Consider the following 18,961-nt stretch of genomic DNA (forward strand, 5'->3'; position numbering starts at 1 on the left):
GGCCGGGTGCGGTCAGGTGGCTGGTGCCGAGGTCAGTTCGAGCAGGAGCAGGGCGGTGTCATCCGCGCGGTGGCCGGAGGGCTGGGCGCGGTGCAGCAGGGCGTCGGCAACGGTCTCGAGACAGCCGCTGCGGTCGGAGAGCTCGGCTGTGAGCTGGGCGATGGTCGTGTCGTAGTCGGTGCCCGGCTTCTCGATGAGCCCGTCGGTGTAGAGGGCGAGCACGGTCCCCGGCCGCAGATCCATCTCGGTGACGGGGTAGTCGGCCGCCGGATCGATCCCCAGCAACGGACCCGCGGCCAGGTCGGTCATCTCGGCGGGGTCGCCGGGGTGGTGCAGGAGAGGGGGCCAGTGGCCGGCGCTGGCGACACGCGCGACCTGACGGTCGAGGTCGAGGTGGACGTACAGGCAGCTGGTGAGGAGTTCGGCGTCAAGGTCGATGAGCAGACGGTTCGTGCAGGTGAGGACCTCGTCCGGCGGTGCGCCCGCCACCGCGTAGGCATGGACGGCGGTGCGGGCCTGGCCCATGAGACCAGCGGCGCCGACGCTGTGGCCCTCGACGTCCCCGATCACGGCGGCGACCTCGCCCTCCGAGAGCCGGATGACGTCGTAGAAGTCGCCCCCGACGTCCATGCCGCGGCTGGCCGGCAGGTAGCGCGCGGTCGTGACCAGCCCCGGAATCGCCGGCAGGGCGCGCGGGAGCAGGCTTTCCTGGAGCCCTTCGGCCAGTTGGTGCGTGACGTCGTACTGCCGGGCCCGGTCCAGCGCCTGGGCGATGAGCGTGCCCAGCGAGGTGCAGACGGTCCGCTCCTCGAGCGTGAAGGGATGCGGCTCCGCGTAACCGACCATGCACAGGCCGACCAACTGCCCGGAGACCATGAGCGGCAGCCACACCGACGCGGCCACACCGTCGGCGACCGCCGCGCCCTCGGGATACGCCGCACGGAGTTCGTCCCGGTCGGCGAAGAAGGACGGCAGCCCCTGGGCCAGTCCTCGCGCCGACGACGGGGAGACCAGTCCCGCCCCGGAGAGGTCCGTGCGGAAGGGGGAGCCGTCGAACAGCTGGACCATCGCAGGACTCGCGCCGCGGTAGCCCACGAGCCGTACCCGTCCTCCCTCCGCGACGAGCAGCCCGAAGGTCTGCGCCTGCAGCGCGAGCAGGAGATGGTCGGCCACCAGTTCCACGATCTGGCGGACGGACTTCGCTTCCGCCAGCGCGCCCGAGAGGTGCATCCGGTGGTGGAGCGCCTGCAGCCGGTCGGGGCCGGTCGTCGCGCCGTCGTCGGCCGCCGCCGGTCGCCCGGAGCGCTGCCGGCCGCCCGCAGGGGTGCCGCCCGCCGAGGTGATCCGCACGCTCACGCCCCGGCTGCCCGGGTACAGCGCGAACAGGACCGGCTCGCCGGAGGGCCGCCGGCCGGTGAAGGAGGACGGCAGCCTGCTGACGACGGCGGCCTGGTGCCGGGACTCCAGTCGCCGGTCGGCCAGCCACGGCACCGCGTCCCACAGCCGCGAACCCAGCAGGTCGTGGACGTCCACACCCAGCAGTGCCGCCGCGGCGGGATCGGCGAACGCGATCCGCGCCTGGACGTCGAGCTGGCAGCAGCCCTCGGGCACGGTGCTGAGGAAGTCCACCGCGGCCTGCGCGTGGGGCGACAGGGCGCGCTCCCGGGACGGCGCGGCCACGAAGCGCGGCTCGGATGCCGGCCGCAGGGGGTGCCCGGACTCCGCGGCGCCCTGCAGGACCCGGCCGATGCACTGGGCAGCGGTCGTGAGCAGCCGGTGCGCGGGCAGGCCCGGTCCCCGCGCCGCCTCCGGGAACAGCGTCAGCATGGCCCCCCACACGGTGGATCCGGTCTCCAGCGGGGTGACAGCCGCCGCACGGGGATGCGGCAGGACCATGGCGAGCTTGGGATAGCGGCGAGCGATCTCCTGGCCCGAGTCCATCCACATCGGGCGGCGCTCGTGGAGCGCGTCCGCGATGGGGCCGCCGTCGGCGGCGACCCGCACCCGTCTCAGGGGCCCGGCGAAGTCGAACGGCATCCCGGCACCCACGTCCAGGGTCAGGACGTCGCCGCCGGGCTCGAGCAGGAAGAGGGCGCCCGCGTACGCGCCCAGCGCTTCCACCGCCCGGGCCAGCATGTGATCCACGAGGTCCCGGGCGTACGCCGGTCGAAGATCCTCTCCGCGGTCCATCAGCCGGTGCTGTCCGCCTCACTCCCCCTTCACATGCTGACGCACACGCCGCGGCCGCGCATTCCGTGGCCCACGGTGTGACGTGCGACGTGCAACGTGTGAGTCCACGGGTGCGGTCCGCCCGAGTCCGCCCCCCGAGAGCGAGGGTCGTCACACCTCCCCGCGCCATCCGGTCGTGGTGGGCGGAGGTGGGACCGGCTGCCCGCCGGCCTCCATCTCCGCCACGGCGGCCCCGGGTGACATCCGTGCGGCCGCCGTCCGAGACCACACGTGACGATCAAAGGCGACAGAACGCACATGAGCACGAACCAGTTCACTCCGCTGGACCTGCCCTCACTGCTTGCTCCCTCCATCGAGGCAGCCACCGACCGGATGGAGACCGATCGGGACGTACCGGAGGAGCTGGTGCGCGAACTGCGCGACGCGGGGGCCTTCCGCCTGCTCACCCCTCGCGAACTCGGCGGCTTCGAAGCCCCCTTGGCCACGGTCCTCGAGGTGTACGAGGGCTTCGGACGGCTCGACGTGTCGGTGGCCTGGTCGGTCTGGAACGCCAACTGGGGGTTCCTCGCCGCGCTGCTGGACGAGGCCGGGACGGCACGTGTCTGGGGCGACGGTCGCGAGCCGGTCTTCGCGAACTCGGGCATGCCCGGGATCGCGGTGCCCACCGAGGAGGGTTATCTGCTGTCCGGCACATGGAGGATCGTCAGCGGCGTCACCCGCGCGGACTGGCTGGCCCTCGTCGGGGTGGTCACCCGGGACGGCGGACCGGGCCCGACGCGTACGGGGGCACCCGATGCACGGCTCTTCGTCCTCCGCAGGGACCAGGTGTCGATCAGGGACACCTGGAACGTGAGCGGCATGCTCGGCACGGGAAGCAACGACGTGGTCGTCGAGAACGCCCTGGTCCCCCACGAACTGGTGGCCCGTGTCGACGAGCCGGCCCGCATCAAGCGCCCCCTGTACCAGGGCTTCATTCCCGCCCTGGTCATCCCCGGCTGCACCGCCGTCGTGCTCGGCGCGGCACACGCGGCCGTGCAGCGGACCGTGGCCCTCGCTCTGTCCAAGGGCACGTTCACCGGCGGCACGCTCGCCCGGTCCGCGCACACCCAGGCGGTCATCGGCCGGTCCCAGGCCGCGTTGAAAGCGGCGCGGCTCCTCCTGCTGTCCGCGGCGGCGGCGCTGGACACCGCGGGAGAGCACGGCGAAGCCGTCACGCTCGACCAGCGCGCCGACCTGCGCGCCGCGATGAGCCACGCCGCGCGCGTCAGCCGCGAGGTGCTCGTCGCGATGTACGAGCTCGGCAGCTCGTCGTCCCTCTACCGGGGCGATCCCGTCGAGCGGCTCTTCCGCGACGGCATGGTCGCGCTCCAGCACGCCAACCACTCGGCCGCCTTCTTCGAAGCGGCCGGACGCGTCCGCTTCGGAATGGATCCGGGGATGCCCCTCTTCTGACGAGGAGCCGGACGCCGCGCCCGTTCACATCGGGCGAGGCGGCCCCGCGGCCGCGTGCGTGGCTTGGAGCGTCCGGCGCAACCGGCGCCGGCCGCGGTGGAGCCGGGACGTGGCCGTGCCCATGGGTGTCCCCATGATCTCGGCGATCTCCCGGTACGTGAAGCCCTCGACATCCGCCAGGTAGACGGGGATCCGGTACTCCTCCGGAAGCGCTTGGAGGGCCGCCTTGACGGCAGGATCGGGCATGCGGTCGAGAGCTTGTGACTCGGCTGAACACCCGCCGCCGGACGTGTGCGACGCGGCCCGCGCCAACTGCCAGTCCTGGATGCCGTCCATGGCCGAGCATCTCGGCTCCCGCTGCTTCTTGCGATAGGCGCTGAAATAGGTGTTGGTGAGGATCCGGTAGAGCCAGGCCCTCAGATTCGTGCCCTGCTCGAACTGGTGGAAGGACACGTACGCCTTCGCGTACGTGTCCTGCACCAGGTCCTCGGCGTCCGGTGCGTTGCGCGTCAATCGCAGCGCGGCCGAATACATCGGGCCCAGGAGGTCCGTGGCGGCCTCGAAGTGCTCGTCACGGTCCTCGACGTACCGCAGGTTTCGCCTTCCGGCGCGCTCACCGGTGTCTACCGCGTTCACAACGGAATCCTCTTGGACGACTTCACGGCGCTGCGCGGGCTTCGACGCGGTCGGCGTCGATTGCGTAGGGCGCAGCCTCTTCCGCAGGGGAGACAGGCTCAAGCCGTCATCTGTGACAGGCCGCGTGACGCTCCTGTCCCGGGCGTCCGTCTGGCGCGCCGGCCCGAAGGCGCGGGGGCTGCCGCACGATGCGGCGCGGGTCACGTCGCCCGGGCTGTCACAAATCCTGCGGTCACCGGTCAGTGGTGGTGTACGCACTCACGATGGGGAGATCACGATGGAACCGCGTCTCGACTATTTCGGCAACGCCCTGGCCGGCAAGGTGCTGAGGCACATCAACTCGGCTGCCATGACGCTCGGCGGCTCCACGCTTCCGGCCGCCACCCAGGAACTGGTCAAGATCCGTGCGAGCCAGATCAACGGGTGCGGCTTCTGCACCGACATGCACACCAAGGACGCGGCGCACGCCGGAGAGACGGCGATCCGCCTCAACCTGGTGGCGGCGTGGCGGGAGGCGACGGTCTTCACCGACGCCGAGCGCGCCGCGTTGGAGCTCGCCGAGCAGGGCACCCGCGTCGCCGATGCCGCCGGAGGCGTCACCGACGAGGCGTGGGCGAACGCGGTCAAGCACTACGACGAGGACCAGCTCGTCGCTCTGATGTCGCTCATCGCCGTGATCAACGCCTACAACCGGATCAACATCATCAACCGGCAGCCCGCGGGCGGCTACCAGCCCGGCCAGTTCGGCTGACGGGCGGCGCCCACGGGACGCTGAGGGGGGGTCCTGAACCAGGGTCCGGCTATCGTGTGCCGATCCGTTCAGGAACCCCCTTCACCCGTCCCGCCAGGAGATCCCGACCGTGAGTTTTGCGACCTTGTCCGTGATCTCACTGGCGGCGCTGCTGGGCCCGCTGCTGGCCCTGCCGCAGCGGTGGCATCTTCCGGTGGTGCTGGGCGAACTGATCGCCGGGGTACTGCTGGGACCCACCGTTGTCGGCTATCTGCACGCCGGCAACGGGACCTTCTCGTTCCTCGCCGACATCGGTTTCGCCCTGATCATGTTCGTCGCGGGGGCCCAGGTCCCGGTGCGCGACGCCGCCCTGCGCGCGGGGCTGCGCACCGGAGCCCTGCGGGCGCTGGCCGTCGGCCTGGTCGCGGTCGTCCCGGCGTTCGCGCTCGCCCGGGGCTTCCACACCGGGCACACCGCGCTGTACACCGTGCTGATGGCGTCCTCGTCCGCGGCGTTGATCCTGCCGGTCGTCGGTTCGCTGTCGCTGGGAGGAATCGCGGTACTGGAGATGCTGCCGCAGATCGCCGTCGCCGACACCGCCTGCATCGTGGCTCTGCCCCTGGTGATCGACCCCCGGCACGCCGCCCGCGCGGCGCTCGGTGCGCTGGCGGTGGCGGGCTGCGCGGGCCTGGTGTTCGTCGTCCTGCGCCGTCTGGAGCGAGGCGGCTACCGGCGCAGGCTGCACCATCTCTCCGGCGAACGCCGGTTCGCCCTGGAACTGCGCATCAGCCTGGTCGTCCTCTTCGCGCTCGCCGCACTCGCGGTGGCCACCCACGTCTCGATCATGCTGGCGGGATTCTCGCTGGGCCTGGTCGCTGCGGCGGTGGGAGAGCCGCGTCGTCTGGCCAAGCAGTTGTTCGCCCTCACCGAGGGCTTCCTCGGCCCGCTGTTCTTCCTGTGGCTCGGCGCGTCCCTGGACCTGCGGGCGCTGGGACACCGTCCCTCGTTCGTCGCCCTGGGCGTCCTGCTCGGGGTCGGCGCGGTCGGCGCCCACGCCGCCATGCGCGCCACCGGCCAGCCCCTCGGCATCGGCGTCCTGGCCTCCGCCCAGTTGGGCGTCCCGGTGGCGGCCGCGACGCTCGGCACACGGCTGCACCTGCTCGCGCCCGGGGAGGCCGCCGCCTTGATGCTCGGCGCACTGCTCACCATCGCGGCCTCCACCGTGGCCAGTTCCCTCACCGCCCGTCATGCCCCGGCGACGGACACCGCGGCGGGCCGGGGCTGACGCCCGGACACGTGACGCCGCCTCACCGTTGATCCTCGGCAAGGCGCCCGCGTCACGCGAGCCGGAACGCGCGTCAGGCGTCAGAGGGACGCGGGGCACGCAGGTGGGCCCGCTGCGCCAGCTCCTCCTCGTCGACCAGGGTGAGCATCGGCTGGCCCGGGGCGCACATCATGAACACGACGTACTTGGCCGGCACCTCCGACGAGGCGTTGCCGTTCTGGTAGTGGATCACGTCGCCACCCGGCTCCCAGAACGTCTCACCGGCCTTGATCACGTGCTCCGGCTCTCCCTCCAGCTCCCAGCGGACCTCGCCCTCGATCACGTAGCCGAAACACGGCCCCGAGTGCCGGTGCGGCGGGGTGCCCGGGCTGCCGGGAGGCCACTCCACGAGCACGGTCATCCCCGAGGCGCCCTCAGGGATGAAGGGCGGCTTGACGTCCGCCAGCATCGTGGGTCCTGTCCCGTCCGGTGATTCCATGCCGTGGCCGTGCACCATTGCTCCACCTCCGTGCGTCTGCCCAGATCGGACGAACTCGTTTCGGAGATTCCGGGCTGAAACTCTGCTCTCGCAGGAGAGACAGGGCACCGCCGGCGTCTGTGACGCGTCCGGAGGTGTCCCTTCGTCACCTTCATCCCGGGCCGCGGGGACGGGCTGCACGGACGGCCGCATGAGCGGTACCGCTCATGCGGCTGTCCGCGTGGCCGCTCAGGATCCGGGCCGGCGGCCGGCGTGCTGCGTCCGCGGCAGTTCGGGGCTCTCGGTGTCGAGCGGAACCGCGGACGAGCGGACGAAGCCGAGCTGCACGGCCTGGCGGGGCAGGACCGCGTCGAGGAACCACTCCGTGGCGACCCGGGTGCGGTTGGCCGGCATGGCCCACAGGTGGTACCCGCGGGTGACGGCGCCTGCGGCGATGCCGGACAGCGGCACGCCCAGCGGGTTGGCCGCGGCCTGGGTCCCGCCGAGGTCCACGACGAACCCGAGGTCGTGGTGCTTGTAGGGCCGGGCCTTGCCGTAGCCGAAGGACGCCGCGACGTTCCGTGCGAGGGTCTTGCCCTGCCGGGTCGCGTGCTGGGCGGTCATCGGGGTGCAGGAACCGGGCCGGGTGGCGTCCGGTACGGCGGCGGCGTCGCCGGCCGCGAAGACCTCCGGGTGGCCGGGAACGGTGAGGTCGGGCTCGACCACCAGGCGGCCCTTGATCGTCCTCAGGCCGACCCGGTCGACCAGCGGGTCCGGCCGCACCCCGACGCACCAGACGAGGCTGCGTGTGGCGACGCTCTCGCCGGTGCTCAGCACGACGCCGTCGGCGGTTGCCTCCGTCACGGTCTGCCCCGTGCGCACTTCCACGCCCCGGCGGCGCAGCACCCGGTCGGCGGTCCGCGACAGATGCGGGTCCAGCTCCGGCAGCACCCGGTCGGCGATGTCCAGCAGCAGCCACCGCGGCGGGTCCCGGTACCGCAGCACGCGGTGCCTCCGGACGAGCGCGTCGGTGAACAACTTGCCCTGGGCGGCCACCTCGGTGCCGGTGTATCCGGCGCCGACCACGACATACGTGCAGCGTGCGGTGCACTCCCGCGGGTCGTCCGTGGCGCCCGCCAGTTCTATCTGGCGGGTGATGTGGTCGCGCAGGTAGAGCGCCTCGGGCATGCCCCGGTACCCGTGTGCGTGCTCGGCGACCCCCGGGATCGGCAGCAGCCGGTTGACGCTGCCGACGGTGAGGACCAGCCGGTCGTAGGACATGCTGCCCGTCCCGCCCTCGGCGTCCGTGTACGAGACCGTGCGCCCCTGCAGGTCGATCCGGCCGGCCTCCCCGAGCACGAGCCGGGCCTGTGGAAGCGTGCCGGGCAGGGACACCGCGACGCGACGGGGATCCAGGACCCCCGTGGACACCTGAGGCAGCAGCGGCACGTACAGGAAGTAGTCCGTGGGGTTGATCACGGCGACTTCGACGTGCCCGCGCAGACCCCGGTGCCGGAGCAGTGCGCGCGCGGCCTCGTATCCGGCGAATCCGGCGCCGACGACGAGTACACGGAATCGGGACATGGACGCTCCCTTCCTCGCGCCGCGTGCGCCCGTCACCTGGAGCGGGACGGCGACGCTCGGCCTCATGGAGGAACCAGGCGGGCGCGACGCGGCGCGGCCGTGCCCACATAACGCACGAATTGCCGCAAACCGGTCATACTAAACACCCGCGTCGCGTGGATGCCACGGTCACGACGTCGCCGCCCTCTCCGCCGTATTCGGGAGCAGACCGTGCCTGACCCGGCCGCCGCGCCTCCTCCCGCGGACCCCGCGGGGCCCACCGGTGAAGGCTCGCCCGCGTCCTCCCGGCGAAGCCCCTCGGCTCCGGACCCGGGCATGAGGTTCGCCGACTGGGTGGACCGGCGGACCGGCCTCTACCTCTGGGCCAAGGGCACCATGCGCAGGACCTTCCCCGGGAAGTGGTCCTTCCTGCTCGGAGAGATCTGCCTGTACAGCTTCGTCCTGCTCCTGATCACCGGCGTCTATCTGACCCTGTTCTTCCACCCGTCGATGGACACCGTCGTCTACCACGGCAGCTACGTCCCCCTGCAGGGCGTGCGGATGTCCGAGGCGTACTCGTCCGCCCTGCACATCAGCCTCGAGGTGCGCGGCGGGCTGCTGATCCGGCAGATGCACCACTGGGCGGCGCTGATCCTCATCGCCGGCATCCTCGTCCACATGATGCGGAACTTCTTCTCCGGCGCGTTCCGCAAGCCCCGTGAACTCCTCTGGCTCGCCGGGTTCGCGCTGCTGCCGCTGGCCCTCTTCGAAGGCCTGACCGGCTACGACCTCCCCGACGACCTGCTGTCGGGCACCGGTACCAGGGTCGTGCAGGGCGGGATCCTGTCCACACCCGTGGTCGGCACCTATCTGTCGATGTTCCTGTTCGGCGGGGAGTTCCCGGGCAGGGACTACGTGCCGCGCTTCAACGACATCCACGTCCTGGTCATCCCGGGCATGATGATGGCGCTCCTCCTCGCACACCTCGTGCTGATCTTCCACCACCGGCACACCCAGTTCCCCGGCCCGGGGCGCAGCGACCGGAACACCGTCGGTATGCCGCTTCTGTGGCGGCACGCCGCGAAGTCCGGCGGCTACTTCCTCCTGGTCTCCGGTGTCGTCGCGATCATCGCGGCCCTCGCCCAGATCAACCCGATCTGGGTCTACGGGCCCTTCCGTCCCGACCAGGTGTCGGCCGGGTCCCAGCCCGACTGGTACATGGGATTCGCCGACGGCCTGGAACGCATCATGCCCGGGTGGGAGATCCGCCTGTGGGGACACACCCTCGTCCTCGGCGTCCTGATTCCCCTGGTCGCCTTCGGCGCCGTCCTGGCCGCCATCGGCCTCTACCCGTTCTTCGAAGCGTGGGTCAACAGCGACCGGTCCGATCACCACGTCCTCGACCGGCCCCGCAACCGGCCGGTGCGCACCGGCCTCGGAGTCGCGTGGATCGCCCTGTACCTCGTGCTGTTCGTGGCCGCGAGCAACGACATCATCGCCACCCACTTCCACGTGTCCGTCAACGCGGTCACCTGGGCCGCCCGCATCGGCGTGTTCGCCGTTCCCCCGCTGGCCTATCTCGTCGCCAAGCGGATCGCCCTCGGCCTGCAGCGACGGGACCGCGACCGTGTCCTGCACGGGCGGGAGACGGGCATCATCAAGCGGCTGCCGCATGGCGAGTACCTCGAGATCCACGCGCTGTTGTCCCAGGAGAAGGCCCACCGGCTGACCGCGCACGACCAGCCGCCGCCCCTCACCCTGTCCTCCCTCACCCGTGACGGGGACCCGGCGTCCGCGACCCACCTGATGCGCCTTCGGGTGCGGCTCTCGCAGGCGATGTTCGGCGAGAAGAGCCGTATCGCCAAACCTGAGGTTCAGCGGTTCAAGGCGCCCGCCCCGCCGGGTGGGCCTCCACCGGATCAGGACCGCTGATCGGCCGCCGGCTCGTCGTCCCCGGACGCGTGTACGACATCGGCACGGACAACGTGGCGACCGTCGTGATGCCGTGATCCCGGCAATAATGCCGGCAGGACGGCTGGGGCAGGACGACGCCGGACCATGTCGCTCGACCAGAGGTGACGTCATGACATCCGTAAGTGAACTGCTGGAGCGGAACTCCTCCTTTGCCACCGCCCGCTTCAGGGCCGACCTGGAGATCAACCCGTCCGGCGACCTCATGGTCATCGGCTGTGTCGATCCGCGGGTCGACCCCGCGCGCATCCTCGGCCTGGAGCAGGGCGAGGCCGCGGTCATCCGCAACGTCGGAGGCCGCGTCACGCCGGCGACGCTCAGGTCGCTGGCGATGCTGAAAAAGGTCGGTGAGGCCCACAGGAGTGCGCGGCCACCCGATGACTGGAACCTCGTGATCCTTCACCACACGGACTGCGGAATGACCGATCTGGCCGCGTTCCCGGGCCTCCTGGCGGGGTATTTCGACATTCCCGCCGAGGAGCTCCCGGCGAAGTCGGTCACCGACCCCTTCGCGTCGGTGAAGGTCGACGTCGGAATGGCGGTACAGGAAATCAGGCGCAGCCACTACTTCGTCACCGGACTCGTGTACGACGTGGCGACCGGTCGTGTCGAGCAGGTGGTTCCGCCGACAGCGGCCGGCGCTCCTTCGTGAAACCCGGAGGGCGGTGAAGGGGACTTCGCCCATGTGCGGTACAGCCCACGCGACCGCGGCGGACGCGTCGCGGTCCGGACCCCACGCGGTACGCGGGGCCGCGGTGGACCCGATCGCGCTCGAACCCGTGGACGAGGTCCGGGTCACGATCCTGATGGACAACACCTTCGACGCACTGCTGGTCGGGGACGCCCGCACGACGAGGACCGGATTCGGGGCGACCGATGTCGCGGCCGGCCAGTTCGAACCGGGCCGCACAGCGGTCGGCCTGCTGGCCGAGCACGGGTTCTCGGCGTTGGTCGCCGTCCGGCGCGGCGACAGCACGACCACGTTGATGTTCGACGCGGGCCTGTCCCCCGCCGGCATCGTGACGAACGCCGACCGCCTGGGCATCGGCCTCGGCGACCTGCACGGCGTCGTCCTCAGCCACGGCCATTTCGACCACGCCGGCGGACTGAGCGGCCTCTCCTCCACGCTCGGCGCCCAGGGGATGCCCATGGTCGTGCACCCCCATGCCTGGACCCGGCGGCGCCTCCGCGGACCGCAGGGAACCTTCGACATGCCGACCCTCAGCAAGAGGGCGCTGGCAGCGGAGGGCTTCGAGGTCGTCGAGCGCTCCCAGCCCTCACTGCTGGTCGACGGCGCGGTCCTCATCACGGGCGAGGTGGACCGCACGACCGAGTTCGAGCACGGCATGCCGGCCGCACACGAAGCCTGGGCGGGCGGCGAATGGCGCCACGATCCACAGGTCATCGACGACCAGGCGCTGGTCGTCGATCTGAGGAACCAGGGCCTGATCATCCTGACCGGATGCGGTCACGCCGGCGTCGTCAACATCGTTCGCCACGCGCAGCGCCTTACGGGTGTCACCCGGCTCCATGCCCTCCTGGGCGGCTTCCATCTGGGCGGACCCGCCTTCGAACCCGTCATCGCTCCCACCGTGGCGGCCCTGGTGGACTGCGCCCCGCGACTCGTCGCACCGGGACACTGCACGGGATGGCGTGCCCAGCACGCCCTCGCCGCCGCCTTGCCGGACGCGTGGGTGCCGAGCAGCAGCGGGACCACACATCGTCTCGTCGGAGCGTGAGGGCGCCGTCCCTCACGCCGGAAGTCCGGCGATCTGCGTGCGCTGGGGCGGGTGAGCGCCCCAGCGCCGGTGCGGCTACTCCCGCAGGTAGGTCTCGCTGAAGCTGGTGCCGCTGGAGCCGAGCGCGCCGGTCCGGGCCTCGTAGGCGCCGTTCGACGGGTCGAGCGCGACCGGGCCGAAGGACCCGAGGGAGCTTCCGTTGACGGTGGCCGAGCTGAAGTTGAGGGTGCCGAAGTTCGGGTAGGCCCCGGTCGGCGACTCGATGATGACCTCGGCGCTGGTCCGCTGGGCGGACAGGGACTTGGACGTGGAGTAGGTCCAGCCACGCGTGGAGTCGGTCAGCTTCAGCGTGTACTTGTTGCTGCCGGCGTAGGTCACGGACGCGGCTATGTGGTCGCCCGCCGAGACCGGGTACGAACTGAGGCTCAGGTAGACCGGGTTCGCCGGGTACATCTCGTACCAGGCCTGGTGCACGGCCCTGCCGCTGGAGCAGTCCGTCGCCACACCGGTCTGCTCCACGGTGGACGAGCCGTACCCGTCGATGCCGACCCAGGGGGCGTAGAGGTCGTTGCTGGAGTTGCAGGTCGCGTTGGCCTCGGTCCAGGCCGCCGAGACCGAGGTGAAGCCGCTGCCCTGGGCGGCGTACCCGCCCCAGTTGTAGCCGTTGATGTTGTAGTGCAGGGGGCGGAAGGACAGCGCCGGTGCGGCCGCCGCGGTGACCGGGACGGCGGGGGCGGCAAGGGTGGCCGCCGTCACCGCGACGGTGGCGACGCGGGACAGGAATCTGCGCATGCTGGCTCCTTGGTGGGGTGGATCAGAATGCTCAAACGCCGTCCCTGAGCCGGGTGGGGAACATGGGGCGGCAGTACAGAATCACCGACCGCCATGAACCTGTCAATACGCCCTCGCGTACGGCCCCCTGGGCCACTGCTCCGGGGCTCGCCGTGGCCCCGGTCGCTGAAATGCCGTCCCCAGCACGTCCGTTCGGGCACCGCGCTCCCGCGGCCTTCGGCCCCCGCGTACGACGGCCCTGTGGACGATGCGAGCCCCCGGAGCGAACCGCCGCACCCGGCACGGCGCGTCCGCATGGCCGACATCGCGAGGCGGCGCCCGCGGCTCACTCGTGCGAGTGGTGTTCGGTGCGGTCTCCGCAGGACTGCGGTAGGCAACCCGGCGTGTGGCATGTGCCATTGGCTCACCGTTCCCGCACCACAGCGCCCATCTGCCCGCCAGCACGACCGCCGGACGGTGGCGTTGGCTCCGCAAGGCGCGGGGCCGGCGGGGTGCGTGGCGTGAGCGGGCGGCGGTCCGGCGGCGGACTAGGTTCGGAGGGGACGGGTGCACGCCCGTGAAGGCCCTGGCCCGGGCCGGTCGTCACCGGGCGTCCGGACGGCGGCCGCGTCCGCCGAGCGGTCTTGGCTTCGCCGGGAGTCCGGCCGCGGCCTCACGCGGGCGTTCGCGACAGCCTTGTGGGACGGGGGTGTTCTTGGAGCCGACACACACCTTCACCGGCACGCCGACGTGGCACGGGGCGCGGGCCGGCCGCCCCTGCCCGCCGGGCTCGACCGGGCGCCGGTATGCCGGTGAGCGGGCCGGGCCGGGGTTCCGGGGTGCGGCGTGAGCGGGCAGGCCCTCGTGGTGGCGCAGTACGCGGGGCTGGCCGGCGCGGCCAGCGCCGGCGTGTGCTGGCTCAACCTGGCGCGGCGTTTCGCCGGCAAGGGGCGCCTGGCCGGCTCACGTTACTCGGTGGGCCTGACCGTGGCGGTGGTGGCGGCCACGGTCGCGGTGGCCGTGACGACGACCGTGCTGCTCTCACGTACGCACGGCCTGCCCGCGGCCGCGGCGGGCGTGCTGGCCGGCGCCGGGGTCTTCCCCCGCGGCCGGCAGACGCCGGCCGACCACAACCGGGCGCTGACACGGGTGATGTCGCTGGGCATCGCCTATCTCACCGACCGGCTGGTGGACCGGATGCGCCGCGACGAGGCGGCCTGGTGCGAGGCCATGCTGGCCGGCTTCAAGGACTTCACGCAGATGCAGACCTTCGTCCACGCCCTGACCGTGGACTATCTCCAACCCCGCCTGGACCCCAAGCTGTACGCCGACGCCGAGCAGCGTCTCGAGGCCGCCGGCACCGCGCTGGCCGAGGCCGCCGCCGCTCACGAGCGCATCGACGCGCAGTGCCGGCAGACCGAGCCTCCCGACCTGCCCAGGCGGCGCACCATGGCGGAGCAGCAGGAGTACGACCGGACCGCGGGTGCCGCGCGAAAAGCGGTGAAGTTCGTGCTCATGCTGGTCTACCAGCACGGGCGCCGCAGCGAGTACGGCGCCCTGCAGCGCATCCGCTGCGAAGCGGCACCCGACGCGGCATGGGCCGAACACGTCCCGGCCCAGCGTCGCGCCAAAGCCCCGGCCGGCCCGCACCACTGAGCCCCGGCACGACAGCCGGTGCGCGGCCGGGACTCAGTGGCGAGCGGCGACCGAACCCTGCCACTCCCCCGCCCGCCCGTGCATCCTCCGGCGGGCCCTGCCGGCGGAACCGGAGCCGCCCGGCTCGATCTCCCGCGGGCGGATGCTGATCTCGACCTGGGCGTCCAGCCCTTCGGCGAGCATCGCCAGCGACCGCACCGTCAGATCCGCCTCCCCGGCCAGCCACTGCAGCACGCGTCCCTCGCTCACGCCGAGCCGGTCGGCCAACTGCGCATGGCTGACACCCTTGGCGGCCAGCAGACCCTCTATCGACACCGCTGCCGTCCGTGCGAGCCGCGCACCGTCGACATCCGCAGCCACCGGCGTCCTGGACCAGAAAGGCAAGGCGCTACCCCCAGATCGACCGCAGGCCCGTCGCAGGCCCACGGCCTGAAGCATGCCACCGCCCCGGCCCCAGAAAAACACCCCCGAACGCCCGCACCACCCACCGCACCGAGTCACCACCCCGAAGCAGGCCCACGGCCTGCACCGATGACCCCGCCCCCGGCACCCCCGCAGACACGCCGGTTCACCCAGAGGCACGCACACCCCGAACACCAGCCCGCCACCGGCGCGCTCTCCTGCTCACCGCTCTCCGCGCGATCCGCCGGCGCCGCACGAGCCAGGCCGGCGAGGAGGCGTCCTCAGGCGCGTGAGGAGCGCCCGCCACGATCCTTTTGGGGAGAATCACGTCCGCCGTTCGCCAATGTGTCGCCGGTTCGGCACGTCCGTCCGCTGGGCAGACTGTTCTCGCCCGCCTCGCGCCTCTTCATTCATGAGGGTGCGACATGGAGGACGAGGGACCGTGACACTCACCACGCGATAATGAAAGGTGGATCTCCGTGAGTCCCGAATTCCAGACGACGCATCGGGATGCGGTCATCGCGGACTGGATCGCCAGAATCTACGGGATGATCAACGAACTGAACGTCTTCGACCGCACCAACCCGTACAGCGCCTCCCGCGCCAACCGGCTCGCCGTCATCGCGCAGGAGATGAACGGGGTACTGGAGGGCAGCCGCGACCTGCGCAACGACGCCCGCGCGACCTCCGTCCTCCAGCACCTTTCCCCCCTGGTGTCGGTGGACTGCCTGGTCCTCAGGGGCGAGCAGGTACTGCTCGTCCAGAAGAAGGGGACCGACCGATGGGTGATGCCCGGCGGCCTCATGGAGATGGGTGAGTCCCTGGCCGCGGCCGGACGACGCGAGGTGGCGGAGGAGGCCGGCCTCGATGTCGTCGTTCACGGGATCGTCGGCATGTTCGACTCCACCTTGCTGGAGACAGGCGAAGGGGTGCACATCCTCGACGTCACCCTGTCGGCCACCGCCGCCGGCGGAACACCCTCGCCCGGAGAGGAGACGCAGCGAGCGGCGTGGTGGCGACTCGACTGCCTCCCCGTGCTGGAACCGCCGCACGAGCAACGCCTCCGGACCTCCCTCGACAACCGGGAGAGTCCACTCCTCACGCCATGGATCGGAGCTTGAGTTCATGAGCGATTCGTCCCCGACGCCGGAACCCCGGATAAGCGTCCTCCCCCACCCGGCGGAGGCCGAGCGGATCAGTGTGTGCATCGACGGTCGCGAAGTGGGACACCTGCTGCTCTACTACATGACGAACGACCAGCATTCCGAACCGTGCACATTCTGCGAGGACTGGTTCGTCGAGGAACAGTACCGCAAGCAGGGAATAGGCGAGTTGCTCGCCCGCGAGGCGATACGGAAATCCCGCGAGCACGGATGCTACAAGGTCATCGCCAACAGCAGATTCGGCCGGGACCACGTCCACCGGCTGCTGGAGGCCTGCGGGTACACCAAGCACGGGTACGAGTTCAGAGTCGATGCGGGCCCGGCGGCCCCGTGAGCGTCGTCCCTGCGCACGGCATCGCCGAAGTGACTTCGGCTGTCGACAAGGAACTCGCCTCGTCAGGTCTCGTCCTGTTCACCGGCCTGGGCGGCCGTTTCACCGAACTGCTCGCGCTCTACCGCTCGTTCACCACACCAGCGCCGCACCGCGACTCCGACGCGCGCGGGGTCACTCGCATAGCGGCGGTCCGCGCGGACGACGGCGCGTACCGGGGATTCAGCCGGATGGCGCTGCCCCTCCACACGGACAGCGCGTCCGCTCCCCATCCCCCCGACTGGATCCTGCTCTTCTGCGAGTCGGCGGGGACCGGGGGCGGTGATTTCCTTCTCGCCGACGGTGTCGCTGCCGCCCTCCAACTGCGCGACGTCCGGCCCGACATGTTCGGCCGGTTGCTGACGGCGCCCGTCATGGTCACCGGCTCGGCGACACCGCGGACCCCGCTCTACCGGAGGGCGGACCACACGATCGGTGTCCGCTACCGTACGCGGGACCCCGCCCGCACACCTGAGCGGACGGGGACGGACGCGGAGCACCTGGTGGCCTACAACTCAGCCCTCCGGTCGATCCGTTCAAGGATCCCCTGCGAGGGAGGGTCGGGCTACATACTGGACAACAGTCGTTGGTTGCACGGACGCACGCGGTACTCGGGCGACCGGGTCGTGCTGCGTGTTCTGGGGGGAGCACGATGAAGTGGCTCATTGCGTTCGCACGGGACTACGCACTGCTGGTCATCTGCATCCTCATCGCCACTCTGGGCCTGCTCAAGGTGCACATCTCCGGCGTCCAGTATTCCGATTCGGACCTGATACTGGCCGTTCTCGGCGTTCTGGCGGTGAGCAACGTGGCCGAGCGCCTGGGCATCCTGCACTCGCTCGACCAGCGACTCGCGGACATACAGCGGCGCACCGAGAACTCCCGTCACCCCCGGATCGAGGTGGCCAATCGCTCCGAAGTGCCGCGGCTGGGCGAACGTGTCGGTTCGGCCCGGGAAGAACTCGTCATCTGCGGCCCCTCGCTGGACGGGGCCGTCTCCATCGTCCACCAGATCACCGCCGCAGCCCAACGCGGTGTCCGTGTGAAGATCCTGATCACACTGTCGACTCGCGAGAACATGAAGCAGTACGGACGCCATCTCACTGCCGCGAACTACGACCTCGTCAGTCAGCAGGGGCTCACCTCGGCCCAGGCGAAGATCCGTCACAACATCACCATCCTCAAGCAGGCACTGGACGGCTACCCGCAGGTCGAGGTCCGGACCTTCGACGGACTCATCTGGTGCGGCTACGTCATGGTCGACCGCGGCTCCCGGCAGGCGCTCATGGACGTTCAGGTGTACATGTACAAGGTCCCGGTGGACAGCGCGCCTCTGCTCCAGCTCACCAGGGAATCCAGCGGCGAGTGGCACGACTTCTTCAGCAGCGCCTTCGACACGATGTGGAGCGACTCGGTCGCCGCCTGACCCCGTACGCGACGCGACGCTGTGGCCGTCCGCCCCTGCCGGCCGCGCCACTGCGCCTCTGCGCCACCGCGCCACCGCAGCCGGTGGTGGGGCGGGCCCTACTCGGTGACCGGGACGTCCGCGGGAGTGGGATCGAGGCGGAGCATGGCCTCCTCGTGCGGGGTGCCGGGGGCGGCCTGGTAGACGACCATGCGCTGGCCGCCCGTCCGGGCCAGGCGCATGACCTCGTAGGTCAGGGTCATCGGCCCGACCGCCGGATGACGGAAGGTCTTCTCCCCGCCGCCGCGCTCGCACACGTCGTACTTCTCCCACAGCCGTGCGAACTCCGGTGACTTCAGGACCAGTTCGCCGACGAGCGCGGTCAGCTCGGGGTCGTCCGAGTCCGCCCCGGCGACCGCCCGCAGATGAGCGACCGAGAGGGCGACGGTCTCCTCCCACGGTTCGTAGAGCGTGCGCCCGACCGGGTGGAGGAAGAGGTAGCGGGTGAGGTTGCGCTGGTGCCCGGACCAGTCCCAGAGCCCGGGCAGCAGCCGCCGGCCGGGCGGGTTCGCGGCCAGCACCCGGTTGTGGCGACTCACCACATAGGCGGGCATGGGGCGGACGGTCTCCAGCATCCGCAGCACCGAGTCGCGCACGGTGTGATCGGCACAGGCCGGCAGTTCGGAGACCCGGCCGGAGGCCAACTCCGCCAGCTCGTGGAGGCGTTCGTAACCGTCGCCCCGCAACCGCAGGGCACGGCCGAGGGAGTCCACGACGGCGGGGGACGGGTTGGTCTCCCGGCCGCGCTCGAGGCGGATGTAGTAGTCCACGCTCACGCCGGCCAGCGCGGCCAGCTCCTCCCGGCGCAGCCCGGGAGTACGGCGCAGGCCCGCGCCGCCGGGGAGCCCGACGTCCTCCGGCCGCACCTGCGACCTGCGTGCTTTCAGATACCTGCCGAGTTCCGTCCCCCGGACCTCCGTTGCTGCCGCCATGGAGCCATTGTGACAGCCGGCCGGAAGGCGTTGGGGGGTGTGTCACTGCCTGGAACGCCGCACCCCGGGTACGACGCGGTCTGCCGCGCGGCCGCCGGAGGGAGCACAGTCGATCACGGAGCAGGCGGCCCGGCCGCCGAGGCCCAGGGGGTGCACGGCACCGGACCGCGGCCCCGACC

Annotated in this window: 17 protein-coding genes and 1 pseudogene; 11 read left to right on the plus strand and 7 right to left on the minus strand. The window is 71.2% G+C overall.

What is annotated here, in order from left to right:
* Positions 1-12: 12 nt before the first annotated feature.
* Positions 13-2,190 (minus strand): GAF domain-containing SpoIIE family protein phosphatase, encoded by a 2,178-nt coding sequence (locus BMW99_RS14045; RefSeq protein ID WP_069463686.1) that lies wholly within the window; start codon positions 2,188-2,190, stop codon positions 13-15.
* A gap of 297 nt (positions 2,191-2,487) precedes the next feature.
* Here BMW99_RS14045 and BMW99_RS14050 point away from each other — a divergent pair, with 297 nt between their 5' ends.
* Positions 2,488-3,642 (plus strand): acyl-CoA dehydrogenase family protein, encoded by a 1,155-nt coding sequence (locus tag BMW99_RS14050; protein ID WP_069463685.1) that lies wholly within the window; start codon positions 2,488-2,490, stop codon positions 3,640-3,642.
* Positions 3,643-3,705: 63 nt separating this feature from the next.
* Here BMW99_RS14050 and BMW99_RS14055 read toward each other — a convergent pair.
* Positions 3,706-4,278 (minus strand): annotated as a pseudogene (locus BMW99_RS14055) (sigma-70 family RNA polymerase sigma factor); the annotation flags it as partial.
* A gap of 277 nt (positions 4,279-4,555) precedes the next feature.
* Here BMW99_RS14055 and BMW99_RS14060 point away from each other — a divergent pair.
* Both BMW99_RS14060 and BMW99_RS14065 read left to right on the plus strand, forming a co-directional pair.
* The gene (locus BMW99_RS14060; protein ID WP_069463684.1) at positions 4,556-5,029 is read left to right on the plus strand and encodes a carboxymuconolactone decarboxylase family protein; all 474 of its coding nucleotides are present in this window, start codon (positions 4,556-4,558) and stop codon (positions 5,027-5,029) included.
* Positions 5,030-5,138: 109 nt separating this feature from the next.
* Positions 5,139-6,293 (plus strand): cation:proton antiporter, encoded by a 1,155-nt coding sequence (locus tag BMW99_RS14065; protein ID WP_069463683.1) that lies wholly within the window; start codon positions 5,139-5,141, stop codon positions 6,291-6,293.
* A 73-nt stretch (positions 6,294-6,366) separates the two neighbouring features.
* Here the strand turns inward: BMW99_RS14065 and BMW99_RS14070 are convergent, their stop codons facing one another.
* Both BMW99_RS14070 and BMW99_RS14075 read right to left on the minus strand, forming a co-directional pair.
* A complete protein-coding gene (locus BMW99_RS14070) occupies positions 6,367-6,771 on the minus strand; it encodes a cupin domain-containing protein (RefSeq protein WP_245791452.1) in 405 nt (134 codons plus the stop codon).
* Positions 6,772-6,999: 228 nt separating this feature from the next.
* Positions 7,000-8,334: an NAD(P)/FAD-dependent oxidoreductase gene (locus tag BMW99_RS14075; RefSeq protein ID WP_069463681.1), complete on the minus strand. Its 1,335-nt coding sequence runs from the start codon at positions 8,332-8,334 to the stop codon at positions 7,000-7,002.
* 315 nt (positions 8,335-8,649) lie between these two features.
* Between BMW99_RS14075 and qcrB the strand changes: the two genes are divergently transcribed.
* From qcrB to BMW99_RS14090, 3 genes are all read left to right on the plus strand, one after another.
* Positions 8,650-10,245, plus strand: coding sequence for a cytochrome bc1 complex cytochrome b subunit (gene qcrB, locus BMW99_RS14080; protein WP_069463680.1), 1,596 nt, complete (start codon positions 8,650-8,652; stop codon positions 10,243-10,245).
* Positions 10,246-10,396: 151 nt separating this feature from the next.
* Positions 10,397-10,936: a carbonic anhydrase gene (locus BMW99_RS14085; RefSeq protein ID WP_069463679.1), complete on the plus strand. Its 540-nt coding sequence runs from the start codon at positions 10,397-10,399 to the stop codon at positions 10,934-10,936.
* Between the two features lie 31 nt (positions 10,937-10,967).
* Positions 10,968-12,023: an MBL fold metallo-hydrolase gene (locus BMW99_RS14090; protein ID WP_069463678.1), complete on the plus strand. Its 1,056-nt coding sequence runs from the start codon at positions 10,968-10,970 to the stop codon at positions 12,021-12,023.
* A 75-nt stretch (positions 12,024-12,098) separates the two neighbouring features.
* Here BMW99_RS14090 and BMW99_RS14095 read toward each other — a convergent pair whose 3' ends face one another.
* Entirely contained in the window at positions 12,099-12,815 is a 717-nt protein-coding gene (locus tag BMW99_RS14095) for a G1 family glutamic endopeptidase (protein ID WP_107451566.1), read from the minus strand.
* 825 nt (positions 12,816-13,640) lie between these two features.
* Here BMW99_RS14095 and BMW99_RS14100 point away from each other — a divergent pair.
* On the plus strand, positions 13,641-14,450 hold the full coding sequence (locus BMW99_RS14100) for a hypothetical protein (protein WP_069463677.1): 810 nt from the start codon (positions 13,641-13,643) through the stop codon (positions 14,448-14,450).
* A 33-nt stretch (positions 14,451-14,483) separates the two neighbouring features.
* Here BMW99_RS14100 and BMW99_RS14105 read toward each other — a convergent pair whose 3' ends face one another.
* On the minus strand, positions 14,484-14,765 hold the full coding sequence (locus BMW99_RS14105) for a helix-turn-helix domain-containing protein (protein ID WP_069463676.1): 282 nt from the start codon (positions 14,763-14,765) through the stop codon (positions 14,484-14,486).
* 635 nt (positions 14,766-15,400) lie between these two features.
* Here BMW99_RS14105 and BMW99_RS14110 point away from each other — a divergent pair.
* The 4 genes from BMW99_RS14110 to BMW99_RS14125 are packed head-to-tail and all read left to right on the plus strand — an operon-like array spanning position 15,401 to position 17,811.
* The gene (locus tag BMW99_RS14110; RefSeq protein WP_141726143.1) at positions 15,401-15,973 is read left to right on the plus strand and encodes an NUDIX hydrolase; all 573 of its coding nucleotides are present in this window, start codon (positions 15,401-15,403) and stop codon (positions 15,971-15,973) included.
* Between the two features lie 4 nt (positions 15,974-15,977).
* A complete protein-coding gene (locus tag BMW99_RS14115; RefSeq protein ID WP_069463674.1) occupies positions 15,978-16,349 on the plus strand; it encodes a GNAT family N-acetyltransferase in 372 nt (123 codons plus the stop codon).
* Entirely contained in the window at positions 16,346-17,041 is a 696-nt protein-coding gene (locus BMW99_RS14120) for a TauD/TfdA family dioxygenase (protein ID WP_069463673.1), read from the plus strand. Before BMW99_RS14115 ends, BMW99_RS14120 begins: the two co-directional genes overlap by 4 nt.
* On the plus strand, positions 17,038-17,811 hold the full coding sequence (locus BMW99_RS14125; protein ID WP_069463672.1) for a phospholipase D-like domain-containing protein: 774 nt from the start codon (positions 17,038-17,040) through the stop codon (positions 17,809-17,811). Before BMW99_RS14120 ends, BMW99_RS14125 begins: the two co-directional genes overlap by 4 nt.
* A gap of 98 nt (positions 17,812-17,909) precedes the next feature.
* Here BMW99_RS14125 and BMW99_RS14130 read toward each other — a convergent pair whose 3' ends face one another.
* Entirely contained in the window at positions 17,910-18,782 is an 873-nt protein-coding gene (locus BMW99_RS14130) for a helix-turn-helix domain-containing protein (protein ID WP_069463671.1), read from the minus strand.
* Between the last annotated feature and the right edge of the window lie 179 nt (positions 18,783-18,961).

The organism is Actinacidiphila rubida (genome assembly GCF_900110255.1).
GTDB lineage: Bacteria > Actinomycetota > Actinomycetes > Streptomycetales > Streptomycetaceae > Actinacidiphila > Actinacidiphila rubida.

Excerpts from the sequence above, each read along its gene's own strand:
- BMW99_RS14045 (WP_069463686.1), bottom strand. The coding sequence starts at position 2,190 with ATGGACCGCGGAGAGGATCTTCGACCGGCGTACGCCCGGGACCTCGTG.
- BMW99_RS14050 (WP_069463685.1), top strand. The coding sequence starts at position 2,488 with ATGAGCACGAACCAGTTCACTCCGCTGGACCTGCCCTCACTGCTTGCT.
- BMW99_RS14060 (WP_069463684.1), top strand. The coding sequence starts at position 4,556 with ATGGAACCGCGTCTCGACTATTTCGGCAACGCCCTGGCCGGCAAGGTG.
- BMW99_RS14070 (WP_245791452.1), bottom strand. The coding sequence starts at position 6,771 with ATGGAATCACCGGACGGGACAGGACCCACGATGCTGGCGGACGTCAAG.
- BMW99_RS14075 (WP_069463681.1), bottom strand. The coding sequence starts at position 8,334 with ATGTCCCGATTCCGTGTACTCGTCGTCGGCGCCGGATTCGCCGGATAC.
- qcrB (WP_069463680.1), top strand. The coding sequence starts at position 8,650 with ATGAGGTTCGCCGACTGGGTGGACCGGCGGACCGGCCTCTACCTCTGG.
- BMW99_RS14085 (WP_069463679.1), top strand. The coding sequence starts at position 10,397 with ATGACATCCGTAAGTGAACTGCTGGAGCGGAACTCCTCCTTTGCCACC.
- BMW99_RS14090 (WP_069463678.1), top strand. The coding sequence starts at position 10,968 with ATGTGCGGTACAGCCCACGCGACCGCGGCGGACGCGTCGCGGTCCGGA.
- BMW99_RS14095 (WP_107451566.1), bottom strand. The coding sequence starts at position 12,815 with ATGCGCAGATTCCTGTCCCGCGTCGCCACCGTCGCGGTGACGGCGGCC.
- BMW99_RS14110 (WP_141726143.1), top strand. The coding sequence starts at position 15,401 with ATGATCAACGAACTGAACGTCTTCGACCGCACCAACCCGTACAGCGCC.
- BMW99_RS14115 (WP_069463674.1), top strand. The coding sequence starts at position 15,978 with ATGAGCGATTCGTCCCCGACGCCGGAACCCCGGATAAGCGTCCTCCCC.
- BMW99_RS14125 (WP_069463672.1), top strand. The coding sequence starts at position 17,038 with ATGAAGTGGCTCATTGCGTTCGCACGGGACTACGCACTGCTGGTCATC.
- BMW99_RS14130 (WP_069463671.1), bottom strand. The coding sequence starts at position 18,782 with ATGGCGGCAGCAACGGAGGTCCGGGGGACGGAACTCGGCAGGTATCTG.